The sequence below is a fragment of the Micromonospora sp. WMMD1082 genome, assembly GCF_029626175.1.
In the GTDB taxonomy this organism is placed as follows: domain Bacteria; phylum Actinomycetota; class Actinomycetes; order Mycobacteriales; family Micromonosporaceae; genus Micromonospora.
Map to the genome: position 1 here is coordinate 6,395,479 of NZ_JARUBM010000002.1, position 13,829 is coordinate 6,409,307.

Genomic DNA, 13,829 nt, shown 5'->3' on the forward strand with positions numbered 1-13,829 from the left:
GGTTGTGCTGGTGGTGGTCAGTTGTCGAACAGGTCGGTGAGCCGCCGCTTGAGCACCTTGCCGCCCTCGTTGCGCGGCAACTCGTCCAGCAGCAGGAGCCGGGCGGGCAGCTGGTAGTCGGCCAGCCGGTCGGCGAGGAAGCCGCGCAGCGCCGGCAGCGAGAGGCCGTCCGGGTCGGCCCGGGGCACCACGGCGGCGGCGACGGCGGAGCCCAGCACCGGATGCGGTACGCCGACGACGGCCGCCTGGGCGACCAGCGGATGCTCGTGCAGCGCCGCCTCGACCTCCAGGGTGGAGACCTTGAACGCGCCGGTCTTGATCACGTCCTGGTGCCGGTCGGTGAGGTAGAGGTAGCCGTCGGCGTCGACCCGGCCGACGTCGCCCATGCGCACCCAGCCGGCCCGGAAGGTGACCCGGTTGGCGGCGTCGTCGCGGTAGTAGGAGCGCGGGTGGGGGGCGCGCAGCCAGACCTCGCCGGTCGCCCCGGGGGGCAGCGGGTTGCCGTCGGTGTCGGCGACCATCAGCCGACCCCCGACGGGCCGGCCGACGGCGTCCCGGCGGGACGGGTCGTAGACCATGGTGGTCTGGGCCGGTGCCGCCTCGGTGGAGGTGTAGTAGTTGACGATCGTGGCCGCCGGGAAGGCCGCGGCCAGCCGGGCCGCGACCGCCGGGGCCAGCGGCGCGGCGGTCGAGCCGATCAGCTGTACGCCGGCGGTGTCCCGGCCGTCCAGTGCCCCGGAGTCGAGCAGCTCGTGGGCGATCGACGGGACGACGAAGACGGTTCCGGTGCCGGGAGCCTCGATCAGCCGGGCGAACCGGGCCGGCGTGAAGTGGGGCAGGGTGAGCGCGGTGGCCTTGGCGGTGAGCGCGTTGAGCAGCATGGTCTGGCCGGCGTTGGTGCCGATGGCGAAGGCGTGCAGGAACCGCTCCGAGTGGGCCAGGGCCAGCCGGCGCGGGTGGGTCGGTGCGCCGGCGGTGAGGTTGGCGTGGCTGGCGGCCACGCCCTTGGGCCGGCCCGTCGTGCCGGAGGTGTAGAGGATCTGCGCGAGGTCACCGGGCCCGGGGGCCGCGGCGACGCCGACGACGGGCGCCTCGGCGAGCAGGTCACCGCAGGCCCAGACCGGCAGGCCGGCCGGCACCGGCGGGGTGGGGGTGCCGTCGCCGTGCACGAGGGCGGTGGCCGCGCAGTGGGTCAGCGCGTACCCCAGTTGCCCGGCGGCGAGCCGGTCGGACAGCGGCACGGCGACGCCGCCGGCCCGCAGCACCCCGCAGTACGCCACGGCGAAGCGGGTCCAGTCCCGGGCGCCGAACAGCAGGCCCACCCGGTCGCCGCGACGCACCCCCCGGCGCAGCAGCGCGGCGGCGACGGTGCCGGCGTGGGCGGACCATTCGGCGAAGGTCAGCCTGGCCACCCCGTGCACCTCGACGGCGACCCGGTCCGGATGCAGGGCGGTACGCCAGTCGAGCAGGTCGGGCACGGTACGGGGCACGGTGGTCGCGGTGGTCATGGCCCACCCACCCGCCCGCCGGTGGCGGCGACCGGCGCCGGTGCGCCCCCGGTCGCCCTGACCCGGCGTTCCTCGATGCCGACCAGATCGTCCGGTGGGGCGTCGGGCACCTCGTCGTCGAACCGGGCCAGCACCGGGGTGACCAGCGACACCAGCGCGGTCAACGCGATGCAGACCCCGAACAGCACATAGAGCAGTCCGTGACCCCGCCCCGGGCCGACGCCGATCACCGCGCCGACGGTGCCGGCCAGCGCACCGTCGGCCAGCAGCATCGGCTCGAACACCCGGGCGGCGGCGGGGGCGACCAGACCCCAGCCCAGCGGCAGGGTGGACTGCGCGACCATCTGGTTGAGCGCGAAGACCCGGCCGTGGAAGCGGGGCGGCACCTTGGTCTGGATGATCGTGTGGTACACGCCGTTGACGAGGCCGAGCGCGAGATACATGCCGAACGCACCGGCGGCGATGAGCAGCAGGTTCGGCCGCAGCCCGGTCACCACGGCGGCCACCGCGATGCCGAGGGTGCCCAGCAGCACCGCCTGCATCCGGCGCCGGCGCGGGCCGCCCCAGATCAGCATCACCAGGCCGCCGGTCGCCGCGCCGACCCCGCCGGTCAGCGCGACCTGCGCCACCTCGTTCAGGTCGCCGAAGCCCAGGACCAGCGGGGAGAGCAGGAACAGCACGGGGAACAGGAAGAAGTTCAGGGCCGCGAAGAAGGCCAGCATGGCGCGGAACTCCCGGCGCCGCAGCGAGTACCGCAGCCCGGCGACGATCTCCGCGCCGATGCTCTCGCGGCGTCGCATCGCCAGGGTACGGGGAAACTTCACGACCGCCAGCACCGCAAGCGCGAACAGGTACGATGCCACGTCGATGAGCAGGATGCCGCGCAGCCCGACAGCCTGCAGCAGCGCCACGGCGACCAGTGGCACGGTGAACTGGGTGAGGCCGACGGCGGTCTGGGCGAGGCCGTTGGCGTGCCCGAGGAAGCGCTTGGGCACCAGCTGCGGCACCGCCGAGACGAACGCGAGGCGCTGGAAGGCCAGCGCCACCGACAGCCAGCCGGTGAACGGGTAGAAGTACCACACCTCCGCCCGGTCGACCAGCACCAGCACGGCCATCACCGCGTTGGCGCTCCCGGCGGCGGCGCAGGCGGCCAGCAGCACGCCCCGCCGGCTGAAGCGGTCCACCAGCGCACCGGCCAGCGGCGCGACGAGCAGGCCGGGCAGCACCGCGAGCACCGCGAAGAGCGCGAACCGGGCGAGCGAGCCGGTCTGGGTGTAGATCCACAGGGGAACCGCGAAGGTGGTCAGCGCGGTGCCCATGCCGGAGGCGATCTGACCCGCCGCGACCAGGCCGAAGCGGCGCAGGCTCGGCGGCGGTGCGCCGCCCACCGCCGTCCTCACCTCGGGCGTCGAGGGGCCGTCGCCGTCCTGCCGGGAGATCCCGGCGAGCTGCCAGGCCGGCTCCGGTCCCGCCACAGTGGTCGGGCTCGACACGGCGGGCGGGCTCGGCACAGCGGGCGGGCTCGGCACAGCGGGCGGGCTGGCGGCCGGGGGCGACGGTGCGTCGAGGTGTCGGTGCACGCCGGTGACGATCTCGGCCAGCTCGGCCGCCCGGTACTTCAGGAAGTAGTGCCCGGCCTCGTCGATCACGGTGAGAGCGGTGCGCCCGCTGAGGAAGTGCCACTCCCGGTAGCGCTCCTCGTGGAAGTCGGTGCTGCGGTCACGTTCGCCGACCACCGAGACGATCGGCGCGCGCAGCGGGTCCACCCGTCGCCGCATCAGTTCGGTGAAGTACTCCTCGGAGACCTCGGCGTCGTGCCGCATCGCGCGGATCAGGAACCGGACCTCGTCGGCCGCGAGCGACCCGACGGCGGTGCCCTGCGCCTGCAACCAGGTGCGGTAGATCCGGTCGCTGCGCAGACGCTCGGCCAGCCGCAGCCGCAGCAGCGGCCCGAGCAGGCCGCCGGCGGGCCGACCGAACGGGAAGACCGCGCCGAGGTAGACCGCCACCAGCTCCCGGCCGGCGGCCTCCAGCCGGCGGGCGACCTCCACTGCGAGGGCCCCGCCGGGACCGCAGTGTCCGTACAGGATCAGTGGCCCGGACACCCGCTCCAGGATCTCCCCGACGACGCCGGCGGCGACCTCGGCGATGGGTGCCGGGTCGTCCGCGAGGCCGATGTCGTGCCCCGGTACGGCCACCGACAGCAGCCGGTACCCGGCCGGCAGCGCGTCGGCCAGCGGCTGGTACACCACGGCGCTGCCCCCGCCGTAGGGGACACAGACCAGGGTGGCCACCCGCTCGGCGGTCGGCACCGGCGGGGTCAGCTCGTGCAGCAGGCCACCGGTGCCCGTGCCGGCACCGGCGACCAGACCGGCCAGCTCGCGTACGGTGCGGTGGCGGAACAGGTCCATCACGCTGACCGCCGGCGCGGCGCCGCCCACGACGGCGGGCAGTTCCCGGCGCAGCCGGGCGACCACCTGGGTGGCGAGTAGGGAGTGCCCGCCGAGGTCGAAGAAGTCGTCGGTGGCGCCGACCTCGGCGACCCCGAGCACGGCCCGCCAGATCGCGGCCACCAGGGTCTCCACCGGTCCGACCGGTGCCACCCGCTCGCCCGGCGGCGGCTCGTCGGTGGGCGCGGGCAGGGCCTGCCGGTCCACCTTGCCGTGTGCCTGCAGCGGCAGCCGGTCCAGGTGCACCCAGCGGCCGGGGACCATGTGCTCGGGGAGCCGGTCGGCCAGGCGGCGGCGCAGCTCCGCCGGCTCCGGCACGTCCGCGTCGGGCGCCCACTCCAGGTAGGCCACCAGCCGGTCGTCGCGCAGCAGCACCACCGCCTGCCGCACCCCGGGACAGTCCCGCAGCACCGCCTCGATCTCGCCCAGCTCGACCCGGTAGCCCCGGATCTTCACCTGGTGGTCGCGGCGACCGAGGAAGACCAGCTGCCCGTCGGCGTCCCAGCGGCCCAGGTCGCCGGTGCGGTAGAGGCGCGCGCCGGGCGGGCCGTACGGGTCGGGCACGAACCGCTCGGCGGTCAGCTCGGGGCGGTTCAGGTAGCTACGGGCGAGCCGGTCGCCGCCGAGGTACAGCTCGCCGGGCACCCCGATCGGCACGGGGCGCATTCGGTCGTCGAGCACGTACACCCGGGCGTGCGGCAGGGGTCGACCGACCGGCACCGGGCCGCTGCCCGGCCCGTCGACGGTCACCTCGTACGTGGTGACGCCGACGGTGGCCTCGGTGGGGCCGTAGTGGTTGAACACACGCGCCGGGCCGGCCGCGAACGGGCGCACCCGGTCCAGGTCGGACGCCTCGCCGCCGAGGATCAGCGCCCGGGCGGGCAGCAGCGCGCCCGGCTCGGCGTCCGTGGCCAGGGCCGCCAGGTGCGACGGGGTGATCTTCAGGTAGTCGATGCGGTGGCTGCGCACCGCGTGGGCGAGTTCGGCACCGGTGCACCGGCGCGGCAGCAGGTGCACCGTGCCGCCGGTGGCCAGCGCCAGGTAGAAGACGGTGACGCTGAAGTCGAACGACATCGACTGGAGCAGCCCGTAACGGGCGGCGGGCACCACCGCGAACCGGTCACCGACCCCGTCGAGGTAGCGCAGCACCTGCCGGTGCGCCACGGCCACGCCCTTGGGTGCCCCGGTGGAGCCGGAGGTGTAGATGACGTACGCGAGGTGCTCGCCGGTGACACCGCTGCGGGGCGCGGTGGCCGACCGGGTGGCGATCTCGGCGGCGACCTCGTCCAGGCCGGCCGCCACCACCCCGGCGGGCAGCCGGTCCCGCAGGTCGGCGCTGGTCAGCACCACGGTCGGGCCGGCGTCGGCGAGCATCAGGCCGAGCCGGGCGGCGGGCTGCTCGGGATCCAGCGGCAGGTACGCCCCGCCGGCCCGGAGCACCCCGAGCAGCGTCACGGCCAGCTCGACCGACTGCTCCAACAGCACCCCGACCAGCCGGTCCGGGCCGACGCCCCGGTCGCGCAGCCAGTGGGCGACCTGGTTGGCCCGGCGGTCCAACTCGCGGTAGGAGATCGTGTCCGGCCCGCAGACCACGGCAGGTGCGTCGGGGGTGGCGGCGGCGTGCGGGCCGATGAGGTCGGCCAGGGTACGTGCCGGGCCGGTGACCCCGGCGACATCGTCGTGCGCTGGCCGGCCGAGGGCCAGCATCCGGTCCCGTTCGGCGGGGGTGAGCAGGTCCAGGTCGACCAGGGGTAGGTCCGGCTCGGCGACCGCGGCCCGCAGCAGGGTCTCGAAGCTCGCCGCCAGCCGACGTACGGTGGCCGCGTCGAAGAGGTCGGTGTTGTAGACGAACATCCCGCGCAGGCCGTCGGCGCTCTCGCCGACATACAGCGACAGGTCGAAGCGGGCGGTGGCGGCGTCGGTGCCGACGCCCTCGGCGCGCAGCCCGGCCGGCCAGCGACCGCCCTCCTGGGCGTAGTTCTGCAGGGTGAACAGCACCTGGAACACCGGGGTGCGGCTGACGTCCCGGGCGACGTTCAGCTCGGCGACCAGGCGCTCGAAGGGGATCTCCTGGTGGGCCAGGGCGCGGACCACGGTGGTGCGGGCGCGCCGCAGCACGGCGGCGAAGCTGGGCTCGGCGGCCGGCGTGTCCGGGGTCGCCGCGACCGGGGAGAGGTCGGCGCGCAGGGCGAGGGTGTTCACGAAGAGGCCGACGAGCTCCTCCAGCTCGGGCACGACCCGGCCGGCCACCGGGGAACCGATGGCGAAGTCCCGCTGGCCGCTGTAGCGGAACAGCACCGCCTGCAGGCCGGCGAGCAGGGTCATGTAGAGGGTGGCGCGATGGGCGCGACTCAGCCGGCGCAGCGCGTCGGTGAGATCGGCGTCGATGGCGAAGCGGCACGTTCCGCCGGCGTACGACTGCACGGCGGGGCGGGGTCGGTCGGTGGGTAGCTCCAGCGGGGGCACGCCGGCCAGCGCCTTCGTCCAGTAGGCGAACCCGTCGCCGGTGGCCGGCCCGTCGAGCCGGTCGCGCTGCCAGGCCGCGTAGTCGACGTAGCTGATCGGCGGCGCGCCGGGCGGTGGGCCGCCGTCGCGTAGCGCGCCGTAGGTGGCGGCGATCTCGCGCAGGAGCAGGTCAAGCGACCAGCCGTCGCTGACGATGTGGTGCATCGCGACGTGCACCAGGTGCTCCTCGCCGCCGCCGTCACCGGTGGCCCCGTCGCCGGTAAGCCCGTCGCCAGTCGCCCTGTTGTCGAGGCGGACGACGAGCACCCGCAGCAGGGGCGCGGCACCGAGGTCGAACGGCGTACGGACCGAGGCGGCCACCAGGTCACGGGCGTCGGCCTCGGACGGTGCGGCGGTGACGGTGACCGGCACCCGCACCCGCGCCAGCACCTGCCCGACGGGCTCCCCGTCGGCGTTCTCGGTGAACCGCGTGCGCAGGCTGTCGTGGCGGGCGGCGGTGGCGTCGACGGCGGCGCGCAGCAGGTCCACCTGCAGCGGACCGCGCAACCGCACGGTCGCGTAGATGACGTACGCGGCGGTGCCGGGGGTCAGCTGTTCGGTGAACCAGATCCGCTCCTGCCCGAAGGACAGTCGAGGGGGTCTGGCCGGGATGGTGGCATTCGGCGAGATGGTCGCACTCCGCGCCGGTACGTCAACGTTGGTCACGCAGCGCCTCACTCCGATGACGGACGGGAGTCAGTAGTTTGCATGGTGCATGCAACAGGGTGGATCGGCTGAATGGTCCCCTGTGTAAGACTCGATCGATTGATCCGATGCCGGAACGGCCCGTCGTACCGTCGGGAATGCGATTCGCCGACGTGGTGGTTCCTGCAGAGTGGACCGCCGAGACGCTGACCCGTGCCGAGTTCTCCGGCGCGGGTGCCGGAACCGCGCCGCTGACCTGGGCACAGCAGGTGCTGTGGCGGTCGATCACCCGGTTCGGCTCCAACCACCGGTTCCTCAACCTGCGGCGTACCATCGCGGTGTCCGTGCGGGCCGGTGTGGACGTGGCCGGCGCGGTCCGGGCGGTGGGTGCCCTGGTCGGCCGGCACTCCGCGCTGCGCACCCGGCTGCGCGTGGTCGACGGCGAACCGCACCAGGAGACCGTCGCGGCCGGGGTGCTGCCGCTGCTGCTGCGCGCCGGGGTCGGCGACGGCGCCGAGGCCGCCCGGGAGGCCGCGGGCCGGCTCGGCGACGTGGCGTTCGACCACACCGCCGAGTGGCCGCTGCGGGTCGCGCTGGTGACCGTCGACGACCGGGTACGGCAGGTCGTGGTGGTGTTCAGCCACACCACCGTGGACGCGCACGCCGCCGAGCTGGTGCTGCGGGATCTACGGCTGCTCCTGCTGCGCGGCGGCCTGTCCACTCCGCCCGGTCCGCAGTCGGCGGACGTCGCCCGGCGGCAGCACGGCGTCGACCGGCGTCGCTCGGAGCGGGCGATCGGACACTGGCTGCGGGAGTTCCCGCGGCTCCCCCGGTCACCCCTGACACCGACCGGGCCGGGCCTCGACCCGCCGCTGCGCCGGGGTGTGCTGGTCTCCTCCGCCGTCGACACGGCCGCCCGGATGATCGCCGCCCGACACCGGGTCAGCGTCTCGGCGGTCCTGCTGACCGGCTTCCAGGCACTGGCCGTCCGCGATGGCGGACAGGACGTCTCCGGCCTGTTCCCGATGGCGCACAACCGGTTCCGCGCCGAGTACGCGAACGCGGTCGCCAACCTGGGTCAGATCGGCTTCTGCGTGGTGGACCTGGCCGGCCGTCCCGACTTCACCGAGTTGCTGTCCCGCGTCTGGGCGGCCTCCCTCGACGGCCTGCGGCACGCGTACTACGATCCGCCCGCGCTGCGCCGGGCGTTCGAGGAACGGGGCGTCGACTACGACACGGCGTTCCTGCCGCACCACTACTTCAACGACGTCCGGCTGCCCGTCGGGGGCGTCGGCGCGGTGCCCGAGGCCACCCCGGCCGAGCTGCGTGCCGCTATGGACCGCAGCACCTTCTCCTGGACGGCGGGGTTGCACCAGGCGTCCTGGCACCTGCTGGCCCACGTGGTCGACGAGCCCGGCGGGGTGGGCATCACGCTCACCGTGGACACCCGCCACCGTGCCATGGACTCCGTCGAGCCGCTCCTGCGCGGGCTGGAGGAACTGCTGGTCCGGGCCGCCTTCGCCGACGTACCGTGGCCCTGGTCGTCGACCGGCGGCGCACCCGTCGGCGGCACGCCCACCGGCACCGTGCCCATCGACACCGCGCCCACCCGCAGCGTCGGGGCGGAGACCGAGGAGGTGGCGTACGCGCGGTTCGCGGGCGGGCGGGACGCGAGCGCGCCGCTCACCTGGGGCCAGCGGGCGATGTGGCGCAGCGTCGACGAGTTCGAGGCGCCCGCCGCGTACCGCGCCCTGAGCCTCCCCCGCACCCTGACCGTCCCCGCGGCGGTGGCGGTGGCCGTGCCGGAGGCGGTGCGGGCGGTCGGCGCGCTGCTCGCCCGCCACGAGTCGCTGCGCACCCGGTTCCGGCGTCGCGGCGACGAGCTGCACCAGGAGACGACGGCGGCCGGGCGGCTGCCGGTCCTCGTGCACGCCGTACCGCGACCGGCGGACGACCCCGACGGCCGGGCCGCCGCGGCGGAGCTGACCGGGCGGCTGCACGAGCCCCGCTTCGACCACGTGGCCGAGTGGCCGCTGCGGGTCGCGCTGGTCACCGTCGACAACCGGGTACGGCAGGTCGTGGTGGTGTTCAGCCACTCGGCAGTGGACGTCCACGCCGCGCAGATCGTCCTGCGCGACCTGCGGAGGCTGCTGACACACAAGTCCCTGGACACCCCGGCGGGCCTGCAGACGCTGGATCTCGCCGAGCGGGAACGCCACGCCGAACTGGCCCGCTCGCGGCGGGCGGTGCGGTACTGGGTCCGGCAACTCTCGGGCCTGACGCCGAGCCTGTCCGAGGCGGTGGCGCCGGCGGCGGACGCCCGCCACCGGCGCGGTGCGCTAGTCTCCGCGGCGGTGCACCACGCCGCGCAGCTGGTGGCGACCCGGCACCGGGTCAGCACCGCCAGCGTCCTGCTCGCGGCGACCGCCGCCGCGCTGGCCGGGGACGGTGCGCAGGATGCCTGCGGGATCGTGGTGATGGCGAACAACCGCTTCCTACCCGGGCACGACACGGCGGTCGGCACCCTCAACCAGATCGGACTCTGCCGGCTCGACCTGGCCGACCGCCCCGGCTTCGTCGAGTTGCTCTCCCGGGCGCGCAGTGCCGCCCTGGACGCCTACCGGCACGCCTACTACGACCCGGCCGAGTGGGAGCGCACCGTCACCGAGCTGGGCCACGACCACCGCAGCTTCCTGGCCGGATTCTGCTATCTCAACGACGCCCGACTGTCCCGGGACGCCGACGCGGAGGTGCCCGACCTGGACGAGGCGGCCCTGCGTGCGCTGGTGTCCCGCAGCGAGTTCCGCTGGCTGCCGGAGCTGGCGCAGTTCCCGTGGCGCTGCCGGGTCCAGGTGCTCGACGCACCGGGCGCGGTCGAGCTGGTCGTCACGGCCAACACCCGGTACTTCCCCGCGGAGCGCTTCGCCCCCTTCCTCCGCACCATCGAGACCCTCCTGACCGAGGCAGTTCATTGATATGTGTTCATGGGGGTGCAATAATTAACAGACTTTACAGTTGGGTCCGCCCGCGCCGGTCGCGCCACCGGTGACGGCCTGCCCGCGCGGCGGCGGACCACGACCCGCTGCGCGGCAGAGAGGACCAGGACATGGCGCGACGACTGGACCGGCATCGTCCACACCGGGCCCGCACCCGGCTGACCGCCACGCTCGTGGCGGCCCTGCTCGGCGTACCGGCGAGCCTGACCGTCGGTGTCGGGCCGGCCGCCGCGGCGGCCGTGGGCGCGATCACCGGGCTCGGCGGCAAGTGCGTCGACGTGGCCGGGGCGAACTCCGCCAACGGCACCCAGGTGCAGCTGTACGCGTGCAACGGCACCACCGCACAGCAGTGGACAATCGCCGACGACGGCACGATCCGGTCGCTCGGCAAGTGCCTCGACGTCGCCGCCGCGAGCACGGCCAACGGCGCCCGGGTGCAGATCTACGACTGCAACGGCACCGGGGCACAGCGCTGGTCGGCCAGCGGCGGGCAGCTGGTCAACCCGAACTCGGGCAAGTGTCTCGACGCGACCGGGCAGAGTTCCGCCGACGGCACCCCGTTGCAGATCTGGACCTGCACCGGGAGCGCCAACCAGACGTGGGTGCTGCCCAGCGGCGGCACCCCTCCCCCGTCGACGGGCTTCGTCCACCCCGGCGTCCACGTCAGCCGCGGCCAGCTCGACTTCGTCCGTTCTCGGGTGCAGGCCGGCGCGCAGCCCTGGACGTCGGCCTTCAACCAGATGATGAACAGCCGGTACGCCTCCCTGACCCGGAACCCGGCCGCCCGCGCGGTCGTCGAGTGCGGCTCGTACTCCAATCCCAACAACGGCTGCACGGACGAGCGGGAGGATGCGATCGCCGCGTACACCCACGCGCTGGCCTGGTACGTCACCGGGGACTCGCGGTACGCGCAGAAGTCGATCCAGATCATGGACGCCTGGTCGGCGACGATCACCTCGCACACCGGCAGCAACGCGCCGTTGCAGACCGGGTGGGCGGGATCGGTCTGGCCCCGCGCCGCCGAGATCATCCGCTACACGTACGGCAGCTGGCCCAACGCCACCCGGTTCGCCACCATGCTGCGCACCGTCTACCTGCCGGTGGTGCGTAACGGCTCCAACAGCAACGGCAACTGGGAACTCACCATGATGGAGGCCACCGTCGGCATCGCCGTCTTCCTGGAGGACCGGGCCGCCTACGACGCGGCGGTGACCCGCTTCCTCAACCGGGCCCGCGCCTTCATCTACCTGCCCAGCGACGGCGACCTGCCACACACGGTGCCGGGCAGCGGGCTGAGCACCCGCGCCCAGATCGTCAACTACTGGCACGGCCAGTCCACCTTCGTCGCCGGCCTCGCGCAGGAGACCTGCCGCGACTTCACCCACACCGGGTACGGGATCTCCGCCATCTCGCACGTCGCGGAGACCTCCCGGATCCAGGGCCGGGACCTGTACCCGCAGGTGGGCGAGCGGCTGCGGCACGCCCTCGGCTTCCACTCGACGTACCAGCTCGGCGAGCCGGCGCCGGCCTGGCTGTGCGGCGGCAGCCTCACCCGGGGGCTCGGCCCGATCACCGAGGTCGGCTACAACGCCATGGCCAACCGCCTGGGCAACTCGATGACGAACACCCGGACGCTCACGCTCCAGCAGCGCCCGGCCGGCACCAACAACCTCTTCGTCGCCTGGGAGACCCTGACCCACGGGGACAACCTCTCCTGACGTACGCCGGGACGGTCGCCGTCGTACCGTCGGCGACCGCCCTGCCCGGAATACGCGACGAGATCTTGGACAGTTTCCGTTCAGCGCAAACGGAAACTGTCCAAGATCTGGACCGGATGCCGTAGCCGGACCGGATTACCCGTTCGGGGGTCCATGACGGGCGGAGAACATCCGCCGCTTAACGCGACTCCCGGGTACCACGGGCCGACTGGTTCAGCGAACTACGTACCTCGGGTGACCGGCGTGGATGGACGCGCACCGCTGACCGCGGGCACCGACCGCATGGGGGCACGATCGAGGCATGACGTTCGACGCGCTGGCGTACACGGCGACACCGCACGATCGGGCCGCGGTCCTGCGCGCCGATCCGGACTGGGTCGCCGATCAGCTCCGGCGCGACGACAGCCAGGTGCTGCCACTGTGGCGCGACCGGCTCCTGCTGACCGCCGACGGCCACCCGGTCACCCGCACCGGAGCGGCGGGCCGCGCCCTGGCGGCGGCGGCCGGCCAGACCGCCCTGCTGGGCCTCGACGGCACCACGGCGACCTTCGCCGCCGACCTGAGCGCGGCCGAGGAGGCCGACGCGCTCCGGCTCGGTGCCGCGCACGCCAGCGCCGACCTGCGCAGCCTGGCCGCCACGCTGCCCGGCCCGCTCGCCGCCACCCTGGCGTACGCGCGCGGAATGCTCTACTGGAACCGGCACACCGGATACTGCGGCACCTGCGGCGCGGCGACCGCCAGCGCGCACGCCGGTCACCTGCGGGTGTGCCAGGGCCCGGAGTGCGGCCGGCAACTGTTTCCCCGGATCGAGCCCGCCGTCATCGTGCTGGTGGAAGGCCCCGGTCCCCGACCACGCTGCCTGCTCGCCCGCCATCACGGCGCCGGCCCGGACAACTTCTCCCTGCTGGCCGGGTTCGTCGAGATCGGGGAGAGCCTGGAGGGTGCCGTGCGCCGCGAGGTCGCCGAGGAGGCCGGGGTCGCGATCGGCACGGTGACCTACCGTGGCTCACAGGGCTGGCCCTTCCCGGCCGGCCTCATGGTCGGCTTCGTCGCCCAGGCCGTCGACGAGAGCATCACCGTGGACGGCACGGAGCTACTGGCGGCGCGGTGGTTCAGCCGCGCCGAGATCGTCGAACGCGTCGTCGACGGGCCCGGCTCGGGTCCGGTCGACTCCATCGGCGGTCGGCTGCTGCGCTCCTGGGCCGGCCTCGATGGGCACGATCGCCAGCCCCGGCCGGTCTGACCCGTCGGCCGGCCCGGCCACGGCCGCCACGCCCCCGGGTGGGCGGCACCGACGGCCAGGCCAGCGGAGCGAGGTCGGCGGGGCGCGGTCAGCAGGCGCGGTCAGCAGGCGCGATCGGCGGAGCGCGGTCAGCGGGCGCGATCGGCGGGCGCGGTCAGGGGATGTCGGCCGGCGCGTCGAGCAGGGCGTGGCGCAGGGCCAACCGGTGCTCGCGACGGATCTCGGCCTCCCGGTAGCGACGCCGGTCGCCGTCGGTCTCCGGCAGCAGCGGCGGCACCGGGCGCGGGTGGCCGGCGTCGTCCACGGCCACCATCACCAGGTGCGCGGTGGCCACGTCGGTGGGCGGTACGGCGCGGTCCCACCGGTCGGCGGTGACCCGCACCGCCACCTCCATCGAGCTGCGGCCGGCCCAGGTGATCCGGGCGTCCACGTGCACCACGTCGCCGACCCGCACGGCCCGCAGGAACGCCGTCTCGTCGATGGCCGCGGTCACCGCCGGCCCGTCCGAGTGTCGGGCGGCCACCACCCCGGCGACCGAGTCGATCAGGTTGAGGATCCGGCCGCCGTGGACCGTACCCATGAGGTTGGTGTGGTGCTGGTCCATGATCTGCGACAGGGTCAGGTGCGACGCCGACGGTGGGCGACCGTCGATCGCGATGGTCTCGGGCACTCTGGTCATCCGTCCTCGGGAAGCAGGCCACCGGCATCGAGGGCGCGCACGTCGAGGACCGCCGACGACTGGCGTACGGCGAGTCACCCGCCCG

Annotated in this window: 6 protein-coding genes; 3 read left to right on the forward strand and 3 right to left on the reverse strand. The window is 74.3% G+C overall.

Going from position 1 to position 13,829, the window contains the following annotated elements:
- Window positions 1–17 precede the first annotated feature (17 nt).
- On the reverse strand, window positions 18–1,508 hold the full coding sequence (locus O7615_RS29590; RefSeq protein WP_278181073.1) for an AMP-binding protein: 1,491 nt from the start codon (window positions 1,506–1,508) through the stop codon (window positions 18–20).
- Window positions 1,505–7,129: a non-ribosomal peptide synthetase/MFS transporter gene (locus O7615_RS29595; RefSeq protein WP_278181074.1), complete on the reverse strand. Its 5,625-nt coding sequence runs from the start codon at window positions 7,127–7,129 to the stop codon at window positions 1,505–1,507. Before O7615_RS29595 ends, O7615_RS29590 begins: the two co-directional genes overlap by 4 nt.
- 152 nt (window positions 7,130–7,281) lie before the next feature.
- Between O7615_RS29595 and O7615_RS29600 the strand changes: the two genes are divergently transcribed.
- From O7615_RS29600 to nudC, 3 genes are all read left to right on the forward strand, one after another.
- Window positions 7,282–10,083 (forward strand): condensation domain-containing protein, encoded by a 2,802-nt coding sequence (locus O7615_RS29600; protein WP_278181075.1) that lies wholly within the window; start codon window positions 7,282–7,284, stop codon window positions 10,081–10,083.
- Window positions 10,084–10,214: 131 nt separating this feature from the next.
- Window positions 10,215–11,822 carry a lectin gene (locus tag O7615_RS29605; RefSeq protein WP_278181076.1) on the forward strand — a complete coding sequence of 536 codons (1,608 nt, stop codon included), beginning with the start codon at window positions 10,215–10,217 and terminating at the stop codon, window positions 11,820–11,822.
- A 301-nt stretch (window positions 11,823–12,123) separates the two neighbouring features.
- The gene (gene nudC / locus O7615_RS29610) at window positions 12,124–13,065 is read left to right on the forward strand and encodes an NAD(+) diphosphatase (protein WP_278181077.1); all 942 of its coding nucleotides are present in this window, start codon (window positions 12,124–12,126) and stop codon (window positions 13,063–13,065) included.
- A gap of 154 nt (window positions 13,066–13,219) precedes the next feature.
- Here nudC and O7615_RS29615 read toward each other — a convergent pair whose 3' ends face one another.
- Window positions 13,220–13,744: an acyl-CoA thioesterase gene (locus O7615_RS29615; protein WP_278181078.1), complete on the reverse strand. Its 525-nt coding sequence runs from the start codon at window positions 13,742–13,744 to the stop codon at window positions 13,220–13,222.
- Window positions 13,745–13,829: the final 85 nt, after the last annotated feature.